The sequence below is a fragment of the Sphingomonas gilva genome (genome assembly GCF_003515075.1).
In the GTDB taxonomy this organism is placed as follows: Bacteria; Pseudomonadota; Alphaproteobacteria; order Sphingomonadales; family Sphingomonadaceae; genus Sphingomonas; species Sphingomonas gilva.
In genome coordinates, this window is sequence record NZ_QWLV01000001.1 from 194843 (window position 1) to 218238 (window position 23396).

The 23396-nt window shown below is 68.3% G+C and carries 24 protein-coding genes; 11 read left to right on the forward strand and 13 right to left on the reverse strand.

The genetic code is table 11. The annotated features are described in order from the left end of the window. Positions 1–17: 17 nt before the first annotated feature. Positions 18–401 (reverse strand): response regulator, encoded by a 384-nt coding sequence (locus tag D1610_RS00970; RefSeq protein WP_118862912.1) that lies wholly within the window; start codon positions 399–401, stop codon positions 18–20. Positions 402–450: 49 nt separating this feature from the next. Between D1610_RS00970 and D1610_RS00975 the strand changes: the two genes are divergently transcribed. From D1610_RS00975 to D1610_RS00995, 5 genes are all read left to right on the forward strand, one after another. Continuing rightward, entirely contained in the window at positions 451–732 is a 282-nt protein-coding gene (locus D1610_RS00975; RefSeq protein WP_118862913.1) for a DUF3572 family protein, read from the forward strand. Positions 733–776: 44 nt separating this feature from the next. Beyond that, positions 777–1361: an HAD family hydrolase gene (locus D1610_RS00980; RefSeq protein WP_118862914.1), complete on the forward strand. Its 585-nt coding sequence runs from the start codon at positions 777–779 to the stop codon at positions 1359–1361. A gap of 99 nt (positions 1362–1460) precedes the next feature. Beyond that, positions 1461–1871: a VOC family protein gene (locus tag D1610_RS00985; RefSeq protein WP_118862271.1), complete on the forward strand. Its 411-nt coding sequence runs from the start codon at positions 1461–1463 to the stop codon at positions 1869–1871. Between the two features lie 92 nt (positions 1872–1963). Next, positions 1964–2428, forward strand: coding sequence for a RidA family protein (locus tag D1610_RS00990; RefSeq protein WP_118862272.1), 465 nt, complete (start codon positions 1964–1966; stop codon positions 2426–2428). Positions 2429–2453: 25 nt separating this feature from the next. After that, positions 2454–3590: a GNAT family N-acetyltransferase gene (locus tag D1610_RS00995; protein ID WP_118862273.1), complete on the forward strand. Its 1137-nt coding sequence runs from the start codon at positions 2454–2456 to the stop codon at positions 3588–3590. Here D1610_RS00995 and D1610_RS01000 read toward each other — a convergent pair. From D1610_RS01000 to D1610_RS01015, 4 genes are read right to left on the reverse strand one after another with little or no spacing between them, the layout of a single operon-like run. Continuing rightward, positions 3587–5122 carry a hypothetical protein gene (locus tag D1610_RS01000; protein WP_147414242.1) on the reverse strand — a complete coding sequence of 512 codons (1536 nt, stop codon included), beginning with the start codon at positions 5120–5122 and terminating at the stop codon, positions 3587–3589. The genes D1610_RS00995 and D1610_RS01000 overlap by 4 nt on opposite strands. Positions 5123–5144: 22 nt before the next feature. Then, entirely contained in the window at positions 5145–6515 is a 1371-nt protein-coding gene (locus D1610_RS01005; RefSeq protein WP_182466650.1) for a sulfatase-like hydrolase/transferase, read from the reverse strand. Beyond that, positions 6512–8239 (reverse strand): hypothetical protein, encoded by a 1728-nt coding sequence (locus tag D1610_RS01010; RefSeq protein ID WP_118862276.1) that lies wholly within the window; start codon positions 8237–8239, stop codon positions 6512–6514. The genes D1610_RS01005 and D1610_RS01010 overlap by 4 nt, the downstream gene beginning before the upstream one ends. Positions 8240–8274: 35 nt before the next feature. Continuing rightward, a complete protein-coding gene (locus D1610_RS01015) occupies positions 8275–9489 on the reverse strand; it encodes an argininosuccinate synthase (protein WP_118862277.1) in 1215 nt (404 codons plus the stop codon). Positions 9490–9570: 81 nt separating this feature from the next. Between D1610_RS01015 and D1610_RS01020 the strand changes: the two genes are divergently transcribed. Together D1610_RS01020 and D1610_RS01025 are read left to right on the forward strand one after the other, a co-directional pair. Next, the gene (locus tag D1610_RS01020; RefSeq protein WP_118862278.1) at positions 9571–9990 is read left to right on the forward strand and encodes a DUF1801 domain-containing protein; all 420 of its coding nucleotides are present in this window, start codon (positions 9571–9573) and stop codon (positions 9988–9990) included. 189 nt (positions 9991–10179) lie between these two features. Beyond that, on the forward strand, positions 10180–12240 hold the full coding sequence (locus D1610_RS01025) for a S46 family peptidase (protein WP_245941903.1): 2061 nt from the start codon (positions 10180–10182) through the stop codon (positions 12238–12240). Between the two features lie 94 nt (positions 12241–12334). Here the strand turns inward: D1610_RS01025 and D1610_RS01030 are convergent, their stop codons facing one another. The 4 genes from D1610_RS01030 to D1610_RS01045 form a co-directional block, all read right to left on the reverse strand. Further along, a complete protein-coding gene (locus tag D1610_RS01030) occupies positions 12335–13567 on the reverse strand; it encodes an SAM-dependent methyltransferase (RefSeq protein ID WP_118862280.1) in 1233 nt (410 codons plus the stop codon). Between the two features lie 178 nt (positions 13568–13745). Then, positions 13746–14504, reverse strand: a complete 759-nt coding sequence (locus D1610_RS01035; protein WP_118862281.1) for a molybdopterin-dependent oxidoreductase — start codon at positions 14502–14504, stop codon at positions 13746–13748. Beyond that, positions 14501–15331, reverse strand: coding sequence for a cytochrome b/b6 domain-containing protein (locus D1610_RS01040; RefSeq protein ID WP_118862282.1), 831 nt, complete (start codon positions 15329–15331; stop codon positions 14501–14503). Before D1610_RS01040 ends, D1610_RS01035 begins: the two co-directional genes overlap by 4 nt. Before the next feature lie 60 nt (positions 15332–15391). After that, positions 15392–16150, reverse strand: coding sequence for a sulfite exporter TauE/SafE family protein (locus D1610_RS01045; RefSeq protein WP_118862283.1), 759 nt, complete (start codon positions 16148–16150; stop codon positions 15392–15394). Positions 16151–16412: 262 nt separating this feature from the next. Between D1610_RS01045 and D1610_RS01050 the strand changes: the two genes are divergently transcribed. Further along, complete coding sequence (locus tag D1610_RS01050) at positions 16413–17021, forward strand: class I SAM-dependent methyltransferase (RefSeq protein WP_118862284.1); 609 nt, start codon at positions 16413–16415, stop codon at positions 17019–17021. Here D1610_RS01050 and rlmN read toward each other — a convergent pair. The 3 genes from rlmN to D1610_RS01065 all read right to left on the reverse strand — a co-directional run bounded on the left by rlmN (position 17014) and on the right by D1610_RS01065 (position 19634). Continuing rightward, positions 17014–18216 (reverse strand): dual-specificity RNA methyltransferase RlmN, encoded by a 1203-nt coding sequence (rlmN, locus tag D1610_RS01055; protein WP_245941904.1) that lies wholly within the window; start codon positions 18214–18216, stop codon positions 17014–17016. The genes D1610_RS01050 and rlmN overlap by 8 nt on opposite strands. Before the next feature lie 306 nt (positions 18217–18522). After that, on the reverse strand, positions 18523–18975 hold the full coding sequence (locus D1610_RS01060) for a hypothetical protein (protein ID WP_118862285.1): 453 nt from the start codon (positions 18973–18975) through the stop codon (positions 18523–18525). Beyond that, positions 18972–19634: a histidine phosphatase family protein gene (locus D1610_RS01065; protein WP_118862286.1), complete on the reverse strand. Its 663-nt coding sequence runs from the start codon at positions 19632–19634 to the stop codon at positions 18972–18974. The genes D1610_RS01060 and D1610_RS01065 overlap by 4 nt, the downstream gene beginning before the upstream one ends. A 139-nt stretch (positions 19635–19773) precedes the next feature. Between D1610_RS01065 and D1610_RS01070 the strand changes: the two genes are divergently transcribed. Continuing rightward, positions 19774–20427 (forward strand): outer membrane protein, encoded by a 654-nt coding sequence (locus D1610_RS01070; RefSeq protein ID WP_118862287.1) that lies wholly within the window; start codon positions 19774–19776, stop codon positions 20425–20427. 222 nt (positions 20428–20649) lie between these two features. Further along, positions 20650–21771 carry a DNA polymerase III subunit beta gene (dnaN, locus tag D1610_RS01075; RefSeq protein WP_118862288.1) on the forward strand — a complete coding sequence of 374 codons (1122 nt, stop codon included), beginning with the start codon at positions 20650–20652 and terminating at the stop codon, positions 21769–21771. A 318-nt stretch (positions 21772–22089) separates the two neighbouring features. Here the strand turns inward: dnaN and D1610_RS01080 are convergent, their stop codons facing one another. Further along, positions 22090–22434 carry a hypothetical protein gene (locus tag D1610_RS01080; protein ID WP_118862289.1) on the reverse strand — a complete coding sequence of 115 codons (345 nt, stop codon included), beginning with the start codon at positions 22432–22434 and terminating at the stop codon, positions 22090–22092. 137 nt (positions 22435–22571) lie between these two features. Here D1610_RS01080 and D1610_RS01085 point away from each other — a divergent pair, with 137 nt between their 5' ends. Then, a complete protein-coding gene (locus D1610_RS01085; RefSeq protein WP_118862290.1) occupies positions 22572–23369 on the forward strand; it encodes a Coq4 family protein in 798 nt (265 codons plus the stop codon). The last annotated feature ends 27 nt before the right edge of the window (positions 23370–23396 follow it).

Below are 23396 nucleotides of genomic sequence, written 5' to 3' on the forward strand. Positions count from 1 at the left end.
TTGGACAGGGGCGACGGCTATTTCGCCGCATTCTCCCCGACCAGCAGCCCGTCGACCACATCCATGAAGCGGATCACCGAGATCGGCTTGGACACATAGGCCTCCGCGCCCGCGCCGCGGATGCGCTCCTCGTCGCCGCGGCCGGCATAGGCGGTGACCGCCATGATCGGGATGGCGGAGAGATCGTCGTCGGCCTTCATCCGCTCTATCAGCTCCATGCCGCTGACGTGCGGCAGCTGGATGTCCATCACGATCAGGTCCGGCCTGAATTCGCGCGCGCGCTCCACCGCCTCGCGCCCGTCGCGCACCGGCTCGGCCAGATGATCGTGCGCGCGCAGCAGATCGCAGAACAGCTTCAGATTGAGTTCGTTGTCCTCGACAACGAGCACGCGCTTTGCCACCAGCCCCAATATCCTTTTCTCGGCGGTGATGGTGTAGCGGGTGGCGATGATGGATACAAACCGGGGCGTGCCGGACCGGGACGGGGCGGAAGCGCTCGCGCTGCACGCGCTGATCTGGGCGCTGAAGGACGAGGTGCGGGCCGAGCGGCTGTTCCAGCTGACCGGCCTCACGCCCGAGGATCTCCGGATGCGCGCGGGAACGACCGACGTGCAGGTGGCGGTGCTCGCCTTCCTCGAAGGCCATGAGCCCGATCTGATCGCCTGCGCCAGGGCGCTGGAGACGACGCCGCTGACGCTGGTGCAGACGCGCATGATGCTGGAGGGCCTGTGAGCCGGCCGCTGCTGATCTGCGACTGCGACGAGGTGCTGCTGCACATGGTCCGCCATTTCGGCCAATGGGTCGGCGAGGCGCACGATATCGAGTTCACCCTGAACGGCAGTGATTTTACCAAGGCGATGCGCCGCCGGGCGGACGATAGGGCGCTCGAGCGCGAGGAGATGTGGGGGCTGATCCAGGGCTTCTTTCCCGCCGAGATGGCGCGGCAGACGCTGGTGCCGCATGCGCGCGAGGCGCTGCTGGCGCTGAGCCGGACGGCCGACATCGTCATCCTCACCAACCTGCAGGACGTCTGCCGCCAGCCGCGCATCGACCAGCTCGCCGCGTTCGGCATCGACCACCGCGTCGAGTGCAACCAGGGCGGCAAGGGCGAGCCGGTGGCGCGGCTGGTGGCCGAGCATGGCCCGTCGGCCACGGTGTTCGTCGACGATCTCGCGGTGCACCACGATTCGGTGGCGCAGCACGCGCCGCAGGTCCATCGGCTGCACATGATCGCCGAGCCCGACCTCGCCCGCGTGATGCCGCCCGCGCCCGCGGCGCATGCGCGCATCGACGACTGGCCGGCGGCGCAGGCGTGGATCGAGGAACGGTTTGCGACAGGCGCGCCTGCGGGCGGCGGCTGACGGAAAAACGAAAAAAATTCCGGCGGCGATGTCGAATCGCGCGGTGCCGGTCCGTCATAGCAGTGGAGGCAGGCACGCCTCGATGAAAGGAACGAGACGATGAGCAAGATGATCTTCGTGAACCTGCCGGTGAATGACATCGCCGCCGCGACCCGCTTCTACGAGGCGATCGGCTGCACGCAGAATCCGCAGTTCAGCGACGACAACGCGTCGAGCATGATGTGGTCCGACGGCATCACCTTCCAATTGCTGCACCGTGACTATTTCGCGACCTTCATCGCCAAGCCCGTCGCCGATGCGAAAGCGAGCTGCGAGGTGCTGATCGCGCTTTCCTGCGACACGCGCGAGACGGTCGACCAGCTCGTCCAGGCAGGCGAGGGCGCGGGCGGCAATGCCGGAGTCCGTGCGCCGATGGACCTGGGCTTCATGTATAACCGCGCGGTCGAGGACCCCGACGGCCATGTGCTGGAGCTGGCGTGGATGGACCCTTCGGGAATGCCGGAGGGCTGAGGGGCGATGCGCGCTGACCGCTTCCTGTCCTGAGACGATCCGGAGAGGAAGCGGGTTGACCGGGGCGGGGTTCGTCGCAAAGGCTCAAGCCCATGCAGAACCAGATCGAATCGACGCTCGCCGCGCGCGGGCTGGAGCTTCCCGAGCCGGCGGCGCCGGTCGCCGCCTATGTGCCGGTGGTGATCGCGGGCGGCCTTGCCCATGTCTCCGGCCAGCTGCCCTTCGCCGACGGGATGCTGATGGCCGGACGACTCGGCGAGGACCGCGACATCGATTACGGCAGGGCGGCGGCCGCCGCTTGCGCGCTGATGATCGTCGCGCAGCTGAAGAAGGCGCTCGGCTCGCTCGACCGGGTGGAGCGGATCGTCAAGCTGGGCGTGTTCGTCAATTCGGTGCCCGGCTTCACCGAACAACCCAAGGTGGCCGACGGCGCGTCGCAACTGATGGCCGACCTGTTCGGCGAGAGCGGCCGCCATGCGCGCAGCGCCGTCGGCGTGCCGGTGCTGCCGCTGGGCGCGGTGGTCGAGATCGACGCCATCGTGCAGGTGCGCGACTGATCCTCCTCTCGCGCGTTTCCCCGATATGAGCGGGGAGCCGATCATCGCGCGAATGGCCGACGGCGTGTGCGGCATCGACGCCGCGCAGTGGGATGCGTGCGCGGGCGCGGACAACCCGTTCCTCAGCCACACCTTCCTCTCGATCCTCGAGGAATCGGGAAGCGCCACCGCCGAAACCGGCTGGCAGCCGGTGCCGATCGTCATCGACGGCCCCGGCGGCGCACCCGCCGCCATTGCCCCCGCCTATGCCAAGAGCCACAGCCAGGGCGAATATGTCTTCGACCACGCCTGGGCGGATGCGTGGACGCGCGCGGGCGGGCGCTATTATCCCAAGCTGCAGGTGGCGGTGCCCTTCACTCCCGTGCCGGGGCCGCGCCTGCTGCTGGGCGACGACCGGCTGGGGCCGGCGCTGATCGGCGCGCTGGAGGCGGTGACGCGCCAGCACAACCTGTCGAGCGCGCATGCCAGTTTCGTCTCGCCCGATCAGCTTCCCCTGTTCGAGGCGGCGGGCTGGCTGATCCGCGCGGGCACGCAGTTCCATTGGCGCAACGAGGGTTATGCCGGGTTCGACGACTTTCTCGCCGCGCTCGCCAGCCGCAAGCGCAAGGCGATCCGCAAGGAGCGCACCGCGGCGATCGAGGGGCTTGAGATCGTCCACCTGACCGGCGCCGCGATCACCGAGGCGCATTGGGACGCCTTCTGGGAATTCTATCAGGATACCGGCAGCCGCAAATGGGGGCGGCCGTACCTGACGCGCGCCTTCTTCTCGCTGCTGGGCGAACGGATGGCGGACAAGGTGCTGCTGATATTCGCCTGTCGCGACGGCCGGCCGATCGCGGGCGCGCTCAACATCATCGGCGCCGACACGCTGTACGGCCGCTACTGGGGGTGCCGCGAGGACGTGCCCTTCCTCCATTTCGAGCTGTGCTATTACCAGGCGATCGACGCGGCGATCGCGCGCGGGCTGACCTTCGTCGAAGCGGGCGCGCAAGGCGAGCACAAGCTGGCGCGCGGCTATGCTCCCGTCGCCACCTGGTCGGCGCACTTCATCCCCGACCCGAACTTCCGCCGCGCGGTGGCGCGCTTTCTGGAGGCGGAACGCGCCGCGGTGGCGGAGGATATCGAGGCGCTCGACCGTTACACGCCGTTCCGGAGGGGTTAGCGGTCCACCCTGAGCACCATGCTGCGGCCGTCGCGCCAGACCGGCGTCAGCCCGGCGAGATTGGCCGGATCGTAGGGCGGCGGGGAGATCAGCCAGACATAGTCGAACCCGTCGCGCGGAAAGGTCTGCAGCGACTTGTTGAGCGGACGCCAGAATTCCGTGCGGCACTGGCGCGCGGTGGTGATCTGTGAAGGATCGTGGGTGAACGGCCCGCCGCCGCGATATGTGACGGTCAGCAGCTGCGCGCCCGCCATCGACCATTGATCATTGGTGTAGGCGCCGCGGCGGATCAGCGCGAGGCCGGGCAGATGCTCCAGCCGGTGCATCTTCCACACGACGAAGCAGCTGCCGCTGGTGAAGCTCACCAGCCGCGCGCCTATGGGCACATGGTCGAGCGCGGCGAGCTCGCGGTCATAATCGCGATCGTACAGCCAGAAGCTGATCGTCGTGCCCGCGGTCCGGACGGCGAAGAAGGCGAGGCTGGCGGCGAGGAACAGGTTGGCCATGCGCGGCGTCAGCTTCGGGCGCGGGCGCAGCGCGATCAGCGCGATGGCGATGACGAAGGGCGCCAGCCGCATATCGGCATAGGCCGATCCGAACACGATGCGCGGCAGCAGCACATAAACCGCCAGCAGGAACAGCGCCGACATGGCGAGGTTGCGCGAATATTCGATCGCGGGGTTGCGCAGGCCGATCACCAGCACGGCGAGCAGCGACACGAAGGAGGCGATGTCGAACAGCTTCCACCGGTCGCGCAGCACCATCGTCATCCAGCTGTATTTCGCATCCCAGTTGAACCAGTCAGCGGTCTGGCCGCCGACATGGCTGCCCGAACGCCAGATCACCATCAGCGCCAGGGGCAGGGCGAGAACCAGGCAGGCGACGCCCGCGCGCACCCAGGCGACGGCGAAATTGTGCCCCTTGTCGTGCTGGCGGAACAGCTCCGCCGAGAAGGCGAGCACGCCGAGCACGCCCCAGCCGAAGGTATGGGTGATCCAGACGACGACCGAGATCGGCACGAACACGACTACCCGCAGCCGGACATGGCCGGTGCGCCCCAGCCTCAGCCACAGCGCGAAGGCGAGGAGCGCGAAGGCCATCGACAGCGAGAAATTGGCGAAGCCGAAATGAAAAGGGAAGCAATAGGCGAGCGGCAGCGCCCAGAAGGCGGTGGGCGGCACCCGCCCGTGCACCTCGCGCGCGATCCAGAGCAGGCCGAGCGAGGTGAGCGGCGGGATGGCGAGGATGATCAGCTTGACGCCCAGCTCCAGCCCGAACAGCCAGGCCATCGGGACGATCAGCAGATCGACGCCGAGATTGCCGATCAGGCTCCAGTCGAAATGATACCAGTCGTCGAACCAGGGCGTCGCGCCGCCATCGAGCTGCACGCGGTAGCGCGCCATATGGCCCGGCAGATCGACCAGCGGCGGAACGTCCGGCCACAGCAGCGGGATAGCAGAGAGAAGCGCGATCAGGGTCACCCCCAACCGCGTCTGCCACCAGCGCAACGCCGAACCCGTATCCCCCTGCATCGGCCCCGTTTAGAGGCGGGCGCTACCGCGCGGCAAGCGGCGTTGCGGCGGAAGGTTCGCGCTTTCGGCGCAGCAGGATCCACGGCACGCGGGCGGGATCGAACTGCGAACGCTGCGCGCGGTCGAAATAGGGCGGCATGTGATCGCCCACCAGCAGGATGTCGGCATCGGGGAAATCCGGCCGGACGAGCTGCGTGGCGAGTGCGTCGGCGATGTCGTCCCACAGCTTGAACTGGCGGCAGATCATGCCGAACCGGCGGATCGCCGCGATCTCGGTCGCCGGGCAATCGCCCGTGCGCAGCGCGGCGTCGGCGGGAACCGGCAGGTGCGAATTGACCGTCAGCCAATAGACGAATTGCGGCTGGGTATCGTTCGCCAGCACGGCGCGCATGATCGTCGGGACATCTCGGTCGCACGCTCCGGGGAATACGCCGGGGCACACGCCCGCGCCGCGTTCGACCAGCGCCTCGCGGAAGATCATCCGGCCGAAGCCGATATTGGGATACCAGGCATCGCGCGCGAAGAAGTCGCCGGCGAAGCTGTGCATCGCGGTGGTGCGATAGCCCTTTGCCGCCAGCTGCGCGGGCAGGCAGCCGGCGTCGCTACGTTCGACCAGCTCGTAATAATCGCCCCAGCGGCCGCACAGCTCGCGAATCTCCCCGCTGGTGGTCGATCCGAAGTAAGGGGCGGCGCCTTCGCTCAGCGTATAGCGCGCGGCGACGTCCGGCTGACGCCAGCGCGTCGTCAGCCGCGCGCGCATCGTGGGGTCGTTTGGCAGGCCCATCGATTCGACCACCACCAGGATCAGATCGCGCTTGCCGTCGGCGGCGTCCGCGAACCCGCTGGCGTTGATCGCGGAATCGAACAGGCTGTCGGCCGCCGTCCGGCCATAGGCGCCGCTCATGCCGCGCGACACGGCGAAGTCCAGCCCTGCGGCCGCGAGGATCGCGGCGGCGGCGATCAAGGTGCTGGGCAAGCTGCCGAATCCGGTCGGGCGTCGCAACGCCCGCCAGGCGAGCGAGAGGATCACGGCGATCCCGACGGCGCACACCGCATATTCTACCGACACCCCGGGGCGCAGCTCCGCGGCGAACCGCAGCGACGCCAGCAGCGATGCGACGGCGAGGTTGAACAGCCCGGCGATGAACGACAGCATCGAATAGGCCAGGGCGAGCGCGAACGCGGCGAACTGCACGCGCCGGCTGCGGCGGCGGACGACGAGCCCGATCACGCCGGTCGCGAGGATCTCGACATGGCGCGGCGGGGCGGCGATGATCCACAGCAGCCAGAAGCCGATATTGGGCAATATGACCCAGCACGTCAGCCATGCGTGGAGCTGCGGCAGATCGGCGAGCCGCCACCGCGCGGCGGGACGGGAGAGCGCAGGCGTCATCGATCCGCGTCCTCGTCCGCTATCCGCCAGACCTTCAGGCCCTCGTCTCGCACCGGCACGAGCCATGCCGGCGGGCGGCGGGCGGCGAGCCTCGGGGCCAGCGCGCCGGGCGCCGCCTCCCGCGCCAGGTCGATCTCGCCGAACGCGCCGTCGCACCAGGCGACATAGGTGAGATCGTGACGCCGGGCGATCGCGCGCGCCTCATGCTCGGGGCCAAGGAAGAAGCGATACATCGCCGCATTGCCGGCATTGTTGCGGTGATAGGGCGCCGAGAGGCTGGCGTGGCGCGTGGCGGGCAGGGCGAAGGCGCCGATGTCGATCGGCGCGACGATGCGGCCGGGCGGCAGCTGCGCAAGCGCGGCCAGCTGCTCCGGCCCGGTGCAGTCCGCGCCGGTCAGCAACGGCGCCTCGGGCGGCTTCGTCAGCGCCGCGCCGGCGATCGGGTAGAGGATGCCCGCCGAGACGATCCACGCGCCCGCCAGCGCGGCGACGCCCTTTGCGCGGGCGCGCGCGATCAGCATGGCGAGCCCGGGGGCGGCCAGCGCGGCGCCGGGATAGGCGCCGCGCACCTGCAGGCAAGTGACGGCAAGCGCCGCGGCGATCAACGCCGCCAGTCCCCACCACGCGCCCCCGGCGCGGCGCGCCTGCCACAGCGTCGCGGCCAGGCCCGCGGCCATCAGCCCGGCATAGCCCAGCGCGAAGGCGAAGGGCGTGGCGAACAGTGGATGCGCCTCGGCGACATTGGCCAGCCACAACCGCTCGAGCATCGGGTCGACCGCACCGTAAGGCCCGGCCAGGCAGGCCGGCGCCAGGCGCAGGCCGAGCAGCGCGAGCGCGGCGGCGAGCGCCGCGGCGGGCGCCCAGCGCGGAACGGGGAGGCGATCCGCGAAGGTCGCCAGCAGCAGCGTGCCGATGCCGCCTGCGATCACGAGGACCCGCAGCGGGGCATTGAGCGCGTCGCACAGATCACCGGGGCCGCTCGCCGGGATCAGGCCCGCCCCGAGCACGCCGGCGATGGCGAGGCCCGCGCCGATGCCCGCGAGCCGCTCGCCCCCCCCGCCGCGCAGCCATTCGACCGCCGCCCAGCCGCCGATGACGGCGAGCAGCGGCGCCATCTCCAGCCCGGTCGCGATGCTGGCGAACATCGCCGCGCCGATCGCCAGGCCGCGCCATTTCGACGCGGGCGCGATCATGCCGTGCGCACAGGCGGTGAGCAGCACGATCTGCAAGCCATGATGATCGATCCGCCCCGGCATGAACTGCGAAATGGCGGGATAGGCGAGCGCCGCGACCAGCATCGCCGTCGGCGCCGCGCCGGCGCCGCCCAGTCGCCGCGCGATGGCGGCGATCAGCATCAGCTGCGCCGCGAACAGCAGCGGCGGCCAGGCCAGCACCGCGATCAGCTCGGCGGTTGCGGTTCCGACCAGCGGGCGCGGCGCCAGGACGATGGCGGCGATGGGCAGGTCGGGCAGCCGCGACCAGTGCATCGCGAGGCCGCCTGGCGGCCCCAGCCGGTATTGCGTCAGATCGGACCAGGCCTGCCCGCCCAGCCAATCGCGCACCTGCAGCAGCCGCATCGCGTCATCGGTGTCGGCAAGGCGCAGCGCGGACAGGGCATGCCAATCCTGCGCCGCCCACATGCCGCCGAGAATCGCGACGATGGCGACGGCGAGGATCGCGTCGCCGCGCCAGGTCTGGCCGTCAGGGGCGGGGGCGATGTCCACCCCGCGGCTCTAGCGCGGGATGGTTAACGAAAACGCTACCCGCGCCGGCCGAGCAACCGCAGGCGGAGCGCGTTCAATTTGATGAAGCCCGCCGCATCGCGCTGATCATAGGCGCCCTGATCGTCCTCGAAGGTGACGACCTTTTCCGAATAGAGGCTGTGCGGCGATTTGCGGCCCGTCACGATCACGCTGCCCTTGTAGAGCTTCAGCCGGACGGTGCCGGTGACCTTTTCCTGGCTGTAGTCGATCGCCGCCTGCAGCATATCGCGCTCGGGCGCGAACCAGAAGCCGTTGTAGATCAGCTCGGCATAGCGCGGCGCAAGCTCGTCCTTCAGGTGCGCCGCGCCGCGATCGAGCGTGATCTGCTCGATGCCGCGGTGCGCGAGGTGGTAGATGGTGCCGCCGGGCGTCTCGTACATGCCGCGGCTCTTCATCCCGACGAAGCGGTTCTCGACCAGGTCGAGCCGGCCGATGCCGTGCCTGCGGCCCAATTCGTTGAGCGCCGCGAGCAAGGTCGCGGGCGACATCGCTTCGCCGTTCAGCGCGACGCCGTCGCCGCGCTCGAAATCGATGGTGATCGTCTCGGGCGCATCGGGCGCGTCCTCGGGATTGACCGTGCGCGAATAGACATAGTCGGGGACCTCGTCCCACGGATCCTCCAGCACCTTGCCCTCGGACGAGGTGTGGAGAAGGTTGGCGTCGGTCGAGAAGGGCGCCTCGCCGCGCTTGTCCTTGGCGACGGGGATCTGGTGCGCCTCGGCGAACTCGATCAGCCTCGTCCGGCTGGTCAGGTCCCATTCGCGCCACGGGGCGATGACCTTGATGTCGGGGTTGAGCGCATAATAGCCGAGCTCAAAGCGGACCTGGTCGTTGCCCTTGCCGGTCGCGCCGTGGCTGACCGCGTCTGCGCCCACCATCTTCGCGATCTCGATCTGGCGCTTGGCGATCAGCGGCCGCGCGATCGAGGTGCCGAGCAGATAGAGACCCTCGTAGAGCGCATTGGCGCGCATCATCGGGAAGACGAAGTCCTTGACGAACTCCTCCTTCAGATCGTCGATGAAGATGTGCTCGGGCCTGACCCCGGCCATCTCGGCCTTGCGGCGCGCGGGCTCCAGCTCCTCGCCCTGGCCGAGATCGGCGGTGAAGGTGACGACCTCGCACTTATAGGTCTGCTGCAGCCATTTGAGGATCACGCTGGTGTCCAGCCCGCCCGAATAGGCGAGCACCACGCGGTTGATCTGTTCGGCCATCGGGTCGATCCTTCGAGATAGCAGGGATGATGAGTCGCGCGCGGGTTATGCGCTCGGGCGCGGGGGCGCAAGGAGGGGCGAGTGGCGGAGAACAAGACGAAGCCGACGAACGCGAGCGTCGCGGCCTTCATCGAGGCAGTCGAACCCGCCCAGCGGCGCGAGGACGCGAAGACCGTCTGCGCGCTGATGGAGCGGCTGTCGGGCGAGCCGCCGGTGCTGTGGGGACCGTCGATCATCGGCTTCGGCACATGCCATTACCGGTACGAAAGCGGGCGCGAGGGCGACATGCCGCGGATCGGCTTCTCGCCGCGCAAGGCCCAGCTGGTGCTCTACATCGTCTCCGATTTTCCGCGCTACGAGGCGCTGATGGCCAAGCTCGGCAAATACACCACCGGCAAATCCTGCCTCTACATCAAGAAGCTGGCCGACGTGGACATGGCCGTGCTCGAGGAGCTGATCGTCGCCTCGCTGGCCGACACGGCGGAGCGCTATCCAACCTGACTCCCCTCCCTGAGAGGGAGGGGGCGGGGGGTGGGTTCTCTCCGCGAGCGCCGGCGCCCGTGGCATCCACCCACCCTCAGCCCCTCCCTGTCCAGGGAAGGGGGGAGGGCAAGGGAGCGGCGCTGTGCCTTGCCATGACCCACGCAGCACGCCAAACCACACCGACATCGTAACATGGGAGACCAGTCCGTGAAGTCAGCGCTTCTGCTCGCCGCCGCCTCGCTCGCCATATCCTCCGCCGCGCACGCCGAGGAGGGCATGTGGACGATGGACGCCTTCCCCACCGAGCAGATGCGCAAGATCTACGGCTGGGCGCCCGACAAGGCGTGGCTCGACCGGGTGCAGGCGGCGGCGGTGCGGCTGACCGGCGGCTGCTCGGCCTCGTTCGTCAGCGACGCCGGGCTGATCCTGACCAACCACCATTGCGTGCGCAGCTGCGTCCAGGCGCTGTCGACCGCCGAGCAGGACTATATCAAGGCGGGCTATAATCCGGCCACGCGCGAGGAGGAGCGGACCTGCCCCGGCCAGCAGGCCGAGGTGGTGACGTCGATCAGCGACGTGACGCCGACGGTCAAGCAGGCGATCGGCGCCAGCACCGGCGAGGCGCTGGTCAAGGCGCGCGACGCGGTGATCGCCCGGCTGGAGAAGGAGGGCTGCACCGACACCGCGACGACGCGCTGCCAGGTCGTCAGCCTGTTCGGCGGCGGCCAGTACAAGCTCTACAAATATCGCAAGTACAGCGATGTCCGCCTGGCCTGGGCACCAAGCGAGCAGGCGGCGTTCTTTGGCGGCGACCCGGACAATTTCAACTTTCCGCGCTACGCGATGGATGCCGCGTTCCTGCGCGCGTACGAGAACGGCAAGCCGGTCTCGACGCCAGCGCACCTGACCTGGAACCCCCGCGCGCCCGAGGCGGGCGAGGTGACCTTCACCGTCGGCAACCCCGGCTCCACCCAGCGGCTGCTGACCGAGACGCAGCGCGCCTTCGCCCGCGACGTGCAATATCCGATCGTCATCCCGCTGTTCGCCGAGCTGCGCGGGCGGCTGATCGCGGCGATGGAGGGTGATCCCGAACGAGCGCGCACCGGCGCGGACCTGCTGGCGGGAATCGAGAACAGCTACAAGGCGCAGACCGGCTATTGGGGCGCGCTGCGCAACCCGGCCTTCGCCGCGAATCTCGCCGAGCAGGAGGCCGAGCTGCGCGCCAAGGTGGCGGCGGACGCGGCGCTGAAGGCCAAGGTGGGCGATCCGTGGGGCGCGATCGAGGAGATCGACGAGAAGCGCCGCCAACTCTATCTCGACTATCTCTTCCTCGAAAGCCTGGGCGGCGGCTTCTCCGAGCTGTACGACTATGCGCAGACCATCGTCCGCGCCGCCGCCGAACGCGAGAAGCCCAATGGCGAGCGGCTGCCGGGCTATACCGATTCGGCGCTGCCGCTGCTGGAGAAGTCGCTGACCGACGCGCAGCCGATCTATCCGTGGCTGGAGGAGTTGAACCTCGCCTTCTGGCTTTCGAAGACGCGCGAATATCTGAAGACCGACACGCCGGCGGTGCAGCGCCTGCTCGGCAAGGAATCGCCCGAGGGGCTGGCCGAGCGGCTGGTCGAAGGGACCAGGCTCGCCGATCCGGCGGTGCGCAAGGCGCTGTTCGAAGGCGGCATGGCGGCGGTCAAGGCGTCGAAGGACCCGCTGATCCAGTTCGTCCTGAAGGCCGATGCCGATGCGCGCGCGGTGCGCCGGAAATGGGAAGCGGAGGTGACCGGGCCGACCGCGGTGGCCAATGCCAAGCTCGCCGATGCGCGCTTCGGCGTCTATGGCGATACGCTCTATCCCGACGCGACCTTCACGCTCCGCATCAGCTACGGATCGGTCAAGGGCTGGGACGAGCGCGGCACGCCGGTGCCGCCGACGACGAAGTTCGCCGGGCTGTACGAACGCGCGACCGGCGCGGTGCCGTACGACCTGCCGTCCGAGTTCGCGGCCGCAAAGGGCAAGATCGACATGGCGACGGTCTACAACTTCGTCACCACCAACGACATCATCGGCGGCAATTCCGGATCGCCAGTGATCGCGCGCGACGGATCGGTGATCGGCGCGGCGTTCGACGGCAACATCCACATGCTCGGCGGCAATTTCGGCTATGATCCGGTGCTCAACCGCACGGTGGTGGTCTCGACCGCCGCGGTGCAGGAGGCGCTGGAGGTGGTCTATCCCAACCAGCGGCTGATGCGGGAGCTGGCGGCGAAGTAACTCCGTCGCCCCTGCGTAGGCAGGGGCCTCTGGCGGCAAACGTTACGTCGGATGTGCCACAAACTCAGCGGCCCCTGCCTGCGCAGGGCGACGGTTATTCCGATGCCCTCAGCATCCGCTCACCCTCCAGCATGTAATCGCGCGTGATCGGCAGTTCGTGCCGGTCGCGGGTGAACTGGAACTGGTAGTTGACCAGGCTCCCATGGCTGAACGCGGTCAGCGCGCCGGCCAGGTAGAAGGTCCACATGCGGAAGAAGCGCTCGTCGTAGAGCGCGACGATCTCCGTCTTTGCGGCGACGGTGCGATCGTACCAGGCCTTGAGCGTATGGGCGTAGTGCAGCCTCAATACCTCGATATCGGCGATCATCAGCCCCTTGTTCTCATAGGCGCGGATGATCTCGCTCAACGCCGGGTTGTAGCCGCCGGGGAAGATGTACTTGGCGGTCCAGGCGTCGGTCACGCCGGGGCCGCCGACGCGGCCGATGGTGTGGAGCAGCATCACGCCGTGCTCGGTCAGCAGCTCACGGCATTTGGCGAAGAAGGCGGGGTAGTGCGTCGGGCCGACATGCTCGAACATGCCGACCGAGACGATCCGGTCGAATCGCCCGGTCATGTGGCGATAGTCGATCAGCTCGAACTTCACCTTGTCCGCCACGCCCGCCGCCTCGGCGCGTTCGCGCGCGAGGGCGAGCTGTTCCCTCGACAGCGTGATGCCGGTCACCCGGCAGCCGAATTTCTCGTTGAGGTAGAGCGCCATCCCGCCCCAGCCGCAGCCGATATCGAGCACATGATGTTCCGGGCGGAGCGCCAGCTTGGCGGCGATATGCGCCTTCTTGTCGGCCTGCGCCTGTTCGAGCGAGCCCGCCGGATCGGTGAAATAGGCGCAGCTATATTGCCGATCGGCGTCGAGGAAGAGGTCGTACAGGCGGCGCGACAGGTCGTAGTGATGCGCGACGTTCCTGCGCGATCGCTTGGCCATGTTGACGCGGTTGATCCGCTGGGTGACCGCGCCCAGCGCGCGGCGCGGCAGGCTGGGCCGCAGGTTGACGCGGCCCGCCTCCCACCGGTCATTCTCCTTGATCAGCGTCAGTAGGTCGAGGATGTCGCCCTCTTCCACCACCATCCGCCCGTCCATGAACGCCTCGCCCGCGCCCAGATCGGGATGGCGGGCGACGAAGCTCGCCGCGCCCTTGTCGGCGAAGCGGACGGTGACGGGGCGGATGTCAGGATCGGGTGCGCCGAAGGCCCGGCGGGTGCCGTCGGCATGGACAATGGTGAGCTCGCCGCGCTTGACGAAGCGTGACAGGAACAGATCGATCAACGCCATCGCGCGCCCTCCTCGCGCTCGATTACGTCAAACTTAGGGCACGTCTCCCGCTTCCGTCACCCCGGACTTGTTCCGGGGTCCATCGTGCCGCGAAAACAACGGCTTGAGGCACTTGGGGAGACATGGACCCCGGAACAAGTCCGGGGTGACGGGAGGCTTAATCGATCAGGCCCGACGACTATATTCCGGCGTACCAGTCGTAATCGTGGTGATCCTCCCAGAAACCGCCGCGGCCCAGGCCGACGCGCGCAAGATCGTCGATCACTTGGATACGCTCGACATATTTGGCGTGCTTGTAGCCCAGATGCCGTTCGACACGGAGGCGGACGGGGGCGCCGTTTTCGACCGGCAGCGGCCGGTCGTTCAATCCCCAGGCGAGAATCGTCTGCGGGTGGAAGGCGTCGATCAGGTCGATCGTCTCGTAATAGCGGTTGGACCCGAAATAATCGGCGCACTGGAAGACGATGAAGCGCGCGCCGTCCTTGAGGCCCGTCACGTCGAGCAGGTGCCTGAGCGGCGTTCCGGTCCATTTGGCGATCGCGCTCCAGCCCTCGACGCAATCGTGGCGGGTGATCTGCGCGCGCGCTGGCAGGCTGCGCAGGTGCGGGATGCTGAAGCTCATCGGCCGGTGAACCAGCCCGTCGACCGCGATCCGCCAGGTGGCGAAGCCCGCCGCACGGTGCGCATTGTAGCGCGCGGTCGCCGGGTCGCGCGTGCCGTTGGGGCGCATGGTGGGGGAGCGGTCCTCGGGCGCATATTCGCGCGCCAAGGCGTCGCGATCGGTCAGCGCGCGCTGGAAGCCGAGGTTCATCTCCTCGCCGGCGAACAGGATCTTGCGGAAGGCGGGGCTCTCGTTCAGCCGGTCGCAGCCGGCGACAAGACCGCCGGCGCCGAGCGCGAGGGTGGAAAGCGCCGCACGGCGCGTGACCAGGCTCATGGCGTCGGCTCCTTGGGCGGCTTCGACCAGCCGGTGATCATCGAACGCATCTCGTTGACCGGTCCGGCGAGCACCACCAGCAGCACATGGACGGCGATGAACACGACGAGCGCCGCGGCGCAGATGAAATGGATCGAGCGCGCCGATTGCCGCCCGCCGAACAGGTCGAGCAGCCAGGGCCAGGCGGCGTCCATGTTGGGCGACATGGTGAGGCCGGTCAGGATCACCACCGGCAGCACGACGAAGATGATCGCGACATAGCTCAGCTTCTGCAGCGTGTTGTAGGCGTTCGGCCGGTCGGGATGGTGGAAGCGCAGCCGGGCGTGCGCCTTGATGTCCGCCCAGATATGGCGCGCGCGCACCTCGTCGCGGCGGATGGTCAAATCGCGCTTGAAGTGGCGGTTGATCAGGCTGGCGAGCATGTAGAGCAGCAGACCGAAGGCGAGCAGCCAGGCGAAGGTCAGGTGCCAGCGCCGCGCCATGGCGAGATCATAGCCCGACGGGATCGTCGCCCAGCCGGGAAAGGCGCGGTTGACGATGTTGCCTTCGCCGTCGCTCCAGCGGCCGAGCACGCCGGTGGTGGGGATTTCGAGCGACCCGACGCGCAGATAACCCTCGGTCCGCGTCGCGCCGATCTGCAGCCAGGCATAATCGGCGTTGGCGCCATATTCGCCCCAATAAAGCCGCGGATGCGCGTTGAAGATCATCAGGCCGGACATCAGCATGACGAAGACGGCGAGCACGTTGACCCAGTGCCAGATGCGCGTGGTCAGCCGGTGGCGGTAGACCAGGCGGGGCTTGGCGGCGGGTGCCGGTGTCTCGTCCATGCGCTCTCCCTTGGCTGCATCGTTCCCTGCGGAAGCTTCGCTGTAAAGCGGCGAAAGGTTTCAGCCGTACGCGCGCAGGAAGAAGACGATGGTCGTGCCGCCCGTCACCAGCAGCGTCCAGATGCGCACCGGGCCGGGCGGCAGCCGCTTGCCGAAATGCGCGCCGACCCAGCCGCCGACGATCGCGCCGGCGAGCATCGGCAGGCAGCTGCGCCACTCGACCATCGCGAAGCCGATGAAGACGATGGCGGCGGCGAGGTTGGCGACCGCCAGCATCAGCGTGCGTGCGGCGAACATGTCGCGCGGGGAGACATGCGCGAGCAGGCCGTAGGTGGCGGTGGTCATCAGCCCGACGCCGCCGCCGAAATAGCCGCCATAGACGCCGAGCAGCGACTGGGCGGCGATCAGCGTGCGCTTGCCGATGGTCACCCGCCGGTGCAGCCAGTCCGCCGCGCGCTTGCCGAAGAGGAGCAGCAGGAAGGCGTAGAGCGTCAGCCAGGGGATGATGACGTCGAAGGTGTCGGTCGGCGTCAGCACCAGGAGCAGGCTGCCGACCAGCCCGCCGGCGAAGGTGATCGCGGCGAGCACGGGGATGGCGATGCGGCCGATCGGGCTCAGCTCGTCACGGAAGGTCCAGGCGCTCGCCGCCGCCCCCGGCAGCAGCGCGACGTTGGAGGTGGCGTTGGCGATGTTGGCCGGCAGGCCGAGCGCGATCAGCGCGGGCAAGGTCGCGAACGTCCCGCCCCCAGCGAGCGCGTTCATCGCGCCGCCGACGAGGCCCGCCGCGGCGGCGAGGGCTACACCAGCCAAGTCAACCACCTCTCACTCCCGTCATGCCGGACTTGTTCCGGCATCCATCGTGTCGCAAGCTCGGGCGGAACTTGTGGAGAGATGGTGTTCGAGCAAGAATCCATCCCCCGGATGGATTCTTGGCTTGCCGGGGACAAGCCAAAGCTCGAACACGGAACAAGTCCGGGGCGACGAGAGTGGTTGGAAAGGGACACCGCGTCATCGCGATTCCCCTTAGCCACTCGGCCCAGCGCTGCCAGTCTTTCTTCGGCTTACTCTGAGGAGAGCGTGGATGGATGATGTACTGGCGGACTATGCCGCTTCAGCAACTCCGGAGATGATCGCGGGCTACGACGCCCTTCCCCCGGAGCAGATCTACGCGTCCGTGCTCGATCTTTTCCCGGACAGCCCCGCCCGGATCGCCGATATCGGCGCGGGCACCGGGCGCGACGCGGCATGGCTCGCCCGGCAGGGGCACGATGTGCTGGCGGTCGAGCCCGTCCGCGCCTTCCGCGAGGCCGGGGTCGCGCTCCATGGCGGGGCGATCGAATGGCTCGACGACCGGCTCCCCGAGCTTGTCGAGGTGGAGCGGCATGGGCCGTTCAACCTGGTGCTGCTGTGCGCCGTCTGGCACCATCTCGATCCGGCCGCGCGCGCGTGCGCCGTGCGGAGCCTCGCCCGGATCACCGCGTCGGGCGGCAGGGTGATCCTGTCGCTGCGGCATGATCCGGGCGCGCCCGGGCGCGGCTCCTATCCCGCGCCGCCGGAGGAGGCGATCGATCTGGCATCCGCCGCCAGTTTCCACCTGACGCGCCGGGCCGAGGCCGATTCGGTGCATGCCGAAAGCCGGGCAAGGGGAGTCCGCTGGACGTGGCTCGTCTTCACCAAAGCCGCTAGCTGAGCGCGGCCAACTTTTCCTCGGCCTGCCGATCGAGCTCGGCGCGGCTCTTCTTCTCGGCCGCCGTCTTGAGCTGACCGCAGGCGGCGTCGATGTCGCGGCCGCGCGGCGTGCGCACGGGGGCGGAGATGCCGCCTTCGAACACGATGTTGCTGAACGCCCTGATCCGCTCGGGCGTCGAGCATTCGTACGGCGCGCCCGGCCAGGGGTTGAACGGGATCAAATTGACCTTGGCGGGCAGCTTGTACGCCTTGAGTAGCCGCACCAACTCGCGCGCGTCGGCGTCGCTGTCGTTCTTGTCCCTGAGCATGACATATTCGAAGGTGATGCGCCGGGCGTTGTTCGCGCCGGGATAGTCGGCGCAGGCCTGGAGCAGCTCCTCGATGCCGTATTTGCGGTTTAAGGGCACGATCTCGTCGCGCACCTCCTTGGTCACGGCGTGGAGCGAGACGGCGAGGTTGACGCCGATCTCCTCGCCCGCGCGCGCCATCATCGGCACCACGCCCGAGGTCGAAAGCGTGATGCGCCGCTTCGACAGGCCGAGCCCGTCGCCGTCCATGACGATCGAGAGCGCATCGCGCACGCTGTCGAAATTATAGAGCGGCTCGCCCATGCCCATCATGACGATGTTGGTCAGCATCCGCCCCTCGGGTTGACTGGGCCATTCGCCGAGCGAATCGCGCGCCAGCATGACCTGCCCGACGATCTCCGACGCGGTCAGGTTGCGCACCAGCCGCATCGTGCCGGTGTGGCAGAAGCGGCAGTTGAGCGTGCAGCCGACCTGGCTCGACACGCACAGAGTGCCCCGGTCGGCGTCGGGGATGAACACCATCTCGTAATCCTGGCCGTCGTCCGAGCGCAGCAGCCATTTGCGCGTGCCGTCGGTCGAGACCTGCGCCTCGACCACCTCCGGACGCCCGACGACGAAATGCTCGGCCAGCCAAGGATGCATCGCCTTGGCGATGTCGGTCATCGCGGTGAATTCGGTTACGCCGCGATTGTAGATCCAGTGCCACAGCTGCTTCGACCTGAGCTTGGCCTGCTTGGCGTCGAGCCCCGCCGCCTCCAGCGCGGCGCGAATCTCGGGGCGGGCGAGCCCGACCAGATCGACGCGGCCGTCGGCACGCGGCTGGACGGCGCGCGCGACGGGCACGGGATCGATATGGCCGGGAATCGGCATGGGAGGCTGGGCGTTCATGTGAACGCGCCACATAGGGGCGAATTGCGGCTTTTTCTAGGGTCCAAACCCCATCAGGACAGGGTCGTGACGGAGCGGATTTTGGCGCAGGGCTAGGAGCGAGGAGGGAGCGATGCCGAAGCATCGTGACCGACGAGCGACGACGCCCTGCGCCAAAATCCGCCCGCCGCCGGAGGCGGTCGCCCGGAGAAGCCCGCTGGCTACGTCGCTTGCTTGCGCGTAGCTTCTGCTACGCGTCTGCGCTGCGCTCCTTGCCAGCGGGCCTCTCCGGGCGATCACGATCCCTGTCCTGATGGGGTTTGGACCCTAGCGCCTCGCGCAGGCCACCGCGGCGGCGTCGATCGCGGTGGCGGCGCCGCGCAGGGCGTAGGTGTCGGCATAGGCGCGGCCCTTTGCGTCGACGCTCTCCACGCTCATGCTCCGTGCCGATCGGATCGCGGCGACGATCGCCGCGTCGGTGCGCGCGTCGGGCGCCCAGGCGTCGGTCGTGCCGGCGACGAGCTGAAAACGCCGCTCGCCGATCGACAGCGTCACCTGCGCGCGGGGCGAGCGCGCGCGGCTGAGGCGGGCGTGGAACTGGTTGCGCAGCCCGCGTGCGGGAAAACTCGCGATGCTGGCGAAGCCGCCCTCACGCGCGCGCACCGGCTGGGCGATGGCGAAGCAGCGCTGCGGATCGCTGAAGGCGCCCCAGCGTTCGAACAGGCCGAGCGACTGGCGCGCGGTCGCCGCCTGGATCGCGAGCGCCAGCAGCACGCTCATGCCGGCGCGCCGCCCTGGCCGAGATGGACGACGGTTTCGGTCCCGTGCTCGATCATCACCACGCTGCCCTGCGGCAGATGCGGCGCGGCGGGCGCGTCATAGCCGGCGATCGGCGGCAGGCCGGTCATCAGCCCGCGCATCACCCGGCTGGAGATGCCGTGCATGATGACCAGCCGGTCGCCGTCCTGATCGGCCGTGTCGGCCAGCCAGCCGCCCACCCGTTCGGCGATCTCGTGATAACGCTCGCCGTCAGGCGCGACGGCGAGCAGTCCGGTGCCGGGGTCGATCACCGGCCCGACCTCGCCGATCACCTCGGCATAATATCGGCCGCCCCAGCTGCCCATGCCGATCTCGGTCAGCCGGGCATCGGTCCGCGCGTCGTGCCAGTCGAGCCCCAGATGCTCGGCGATGACGGCGATCGTCTGCAGCGCGCGCCCGGTCGGCGAGGCCCAGAGCGCGAGCCTGGGCCGCCGCCCCAGCGCCTTCGCGAGCGCCGCGCCCATTTCATCCGCCTGGGCGAAGCCCGCGCGGGTCAGCGGCGTGTGCGCCGCCTCGCCCTGCAATCGCTTCGCTTGGTTGAACACCGTCTCGCCGTGGCGGGCGATGAAATCGCGGCCTTTGCGGCGGGATTGTGGCGCGATTGCGAGCTTGGAATCCATCGCCTGCGTTTCAACCCCCTGTGGCGCAAAAGCAACGGAAAACCTTGTTTATCTGGGGTTCATGCAACTTGCCGCGGGAAGGACCATTTGTGCCGGCGACCCTCCAGGGAGAGGGCCGTTTGCAAAGTGGAGTTCTCTTATGCGTAAGTATCTGCTCGCCGCGCTGGTCGCTGGCACCGTCGCCGCGCCGGCCATGGCGCAGGATGGCCGCGCACCCTTCACCGGCCCGCGCATCGGCGCGGTCGTCGGTTACGACAATTCCCAGCCGGGCAGCTCCGAGGATTCGGACGTCGAGGGCGACGACCAGTCGGTCGAAGGCCTGCTCTACGGCTTCGATGTCGGCTATGACGTGAATGTCGGCAGCGCCGTGATCGGCGCCGAGGCCGAGCTGACCGATTCGACCGGCAAGGTCGATGTCGAAAGCACCGATCCGGATACGTTCGGCTTCGGCCGCGTCGCCGCCGATCGCGACATCTATGTCGGCCTGCGCGCCGGTTTCCTCGCGACGCCGAACACGCTGGTCTATGCCAAGGGCGGCTACACCAACGCCAAGTACAACGTGCTGGCGTCGGATGGCGAGACCGAGCTCGACAGTGATTTCGAGCTGGACGGCTACCGCGTCGGCGCGGGTGTCGAGCGCAGCTTCGGCAACAACACCTACGGCAAGATCGAATATCGCTATTCGAACTACAGCGAGGCGCAGTTCGAGTTCGCCGACGGCGACGAGACGGACGACATCGGCATCGACACCGACCGTCATCAGGTAGCGGTGGGCGTCGGCATCCGCTTCTGAGCGCTTGGTGGCGTAACGCGCCCGCCAGCGTATCGGCGGGCGCCAGTTCAGGCGGGGCGGGTCCATCGGATCCGCCCCGTTTTCGTTGCGTGCGGTGGAGCGTGCCGGAGTCCGCTTGCCCCGATGCGCTTTCTCGTTAATGAAAGGCTTCGGCCCATGCCCGCGGGCCGAAAGAGACGAAGCGGGGCGTGAGGCGGGCCACCCCGGGGGATGAACTACGCAATGAAGGCGACGATCGAACGCGCGACCTTGCTCAAGGGGCTCAGCCACGTCCAGTCGGTGGTCGAGCGGCGCAACACCATCCCCATCCTGTCGAACGTGCTGATCGAGGCGGCGGCCGAAGGCGGGCTGAAGCTGATGGCGACCGATCTCGATCTGCAGATCGTCGAGCATGTCGCCGCCGCGGTCGACCAGGCGGGCGCGATCACCGTTTCCGCGCATACCCTGTTCGACATCGCCCGCAAGCTGCCCGAGGGCGCGCAGGTCGAGCTCGCCGCCGCCGAAGGGCGGCTGGCGATCGCCGCCGGGCGCTATTCGTCCAAACTGCCGACGCTCCCGCGCGACGATTTCCCGGTGATCGCCGAAGGCGAGCTGCCGACCAGCTTCGAGCTGCCGGCCGAGACGCTGAAACAGCTGATCGACAAGACGCGCTTCGCCATCTCGACCGAAGAGACGCGCTATTATCTGAACGGCATCTTCCTGCATGTCGCAGAGGACGGCGCGGGCGGTCAGCCGGTGTTGAAGGCTGCGGCGACCGACGGGCACCGTCTGGCGCGCGTCACCGTGCCCCGGCCCGACGGCGCCGAAGGGATGCCCGACGTGATCGTGCCGCGCAAATGCGTCGGCGAGCTGCGCAAGCTGCTCGACGAGATCGACGGCTCGGTCGGCATCTCGCTCTCAGGCACCAAGATCCGCTTCGATCTCGGCCAGGCGATCCTCACTTCCAAGCTGATCGACGGCACCTTCCCCGATTATTCGCGCGTCATCCCGACGGGCAACGACAAGACGCTCAAGATCGACCCCAAGAGCTTCATGGAAGGCGTCGACCGCGTCTCGACCATCGCCAGCGAAAAGACCCGCGCGGTCAAGATGGCGCTCGACCGCGACCGCATCACATTGTCGGTGGCGAGCGCGGAAAACGGCACCGCCGCGGAGGAAGTGCCCGGCGAGTACGCCGCGCAAGGGTTCGAGATCGGCTTCAACAGCCGCTACCTGCTCGATATCCTCGGCCAGATCGAAGGCGATATCGTGGAAGTCCACCTGGCCGACGCCGCCGCCCCCACGCTGATCCGCGAAAACGAGAAATCGCCCGCGCTCTACGTGCTGATGCCGATGCGGGTGTGAGCCCGGACGGCCGACGATTGGGACGCGCCGTTTAGCGACCAGCCTAGGACGGATCGACGTTCGGAAGACTGGTTCACGCGAAGGCGCCAAGGCGCAAAGAAGAAGATTGGTTCACGCGGAGGCGCGGAGGCGCAGAGATGTGGTTCTGGCGCGCGGGCAGCTCTCATCTTCCGCAGGGTTCCGCTTGCCGCAATGTGGCGAGTGAATGCGCTTCGCGCAGAGTTCCGACATCTCCGCGCTCTTTGCGTCTCTGCGTGAAACCGTCTTCGCGCCTTCGCGTGAACCCAAATCCCGCGAGGCGGGTAAATGTCGACCAGCCTAGCGCGCCCGCACCGCCGCTGCGTTGGCGCGCGCCGCATCCTCGATCGCATCGGCGCGGGCGTCGCCCTGTTCCTCGATGATCTCGGCCTCGCGATCGAGCGCGTCGGCCCGGGTCTGTAGCCGCTCGCCGGTATAGCCGCCGGCGTTCTTCGCCTGCATTTCGAGCGCATCGGCCTGGTTCTCCAGCGCATCGGCCTTGGCCTCGGCGGCGTCCTCGATGCCGTCGGCCTGACGCTCGGCCGCCTCAACCGCAGCGGCGGCGTTGGCGTCGCGGGGATCCTGCTGCGAGCAGGCGGCGGCGAGCATCGCGAAGGCGGCGACCGGGAGATGGGTGCGGATCATCGTTGAAACCCCTTGTGTGGCGTCCGTCCAACTCCAGCGCCGGCGAAAAGGTTGCGCTAACCCATTCAACCTATCGGCCTCTTGATTTCGGAGATCGTCCACGCTACTAACATCGTTGTCAGTAAGGATTCGCAGATATGGCGTCGCAAGCCCTCGATGTTCCCCAGCGCGCTGCCCGGCCGCACCAGCCCGCGGCCGAGATCAACGCCGGCCTGCCGATGAAGCGCGACTGGCGCACCGCGCTCACCGCGCTTCGCAGGCTGATGGCGAACGGCGACGACACCGTGCAGGTGTTCCGCATCATGCGCGCGCTGAACGCCGACACCAGCCACAAGAACTACCGCAAGCTGCTCGGCACGATCGAGGGCGGCCGCGTCGCCTACCGCCAGGTCGACCTGGCCGACCGTTTCAGCGACCGCGCCTGGCTCGATTCGCTGCCCGAAGGTTCGGTCGGCGCGCATTACCGCGCCTTTCTCGACCGTACCGGCTTCTCCGCCAAGGGCCTCGCCGACATCAGTTATCAGGACAATACCGGCTGGCAGGATGTCGAGCATCCGCATGTCTGGTTCGGCAAGCGCGAGCGCGACATCCACGACATCTGGCACATCCTGACCGGTTACACCGCCGAGGAGCATCTGGGCGAGCTGTGCCTGGTCGCCTTTTCCTATGCCCAGACCAAGGGACTCGGCTGGGCGGCGATCGGCGTCGCGGGCGCGCTCAAGAGCCTCAGGATGACGCGCGGAACTGCGGTCTTGAAGGCGGTGCGCGAAGGCTATCGCCACGGCAAGGCCGCGAAATGGCTGTCGGCCGAGGATTACGAGATGCTGCTGGCCGAGCCGCTGGAGGAGGCGAGACTGCGGCTCAACATCCTGCCGCCGACGCTCTACCACGCGGCGCAGGCGGAACTCGCGCGCAAGGGCGTGACGGCGATCTGACGCGCATTGCCGATCCGGCGTGCGCGG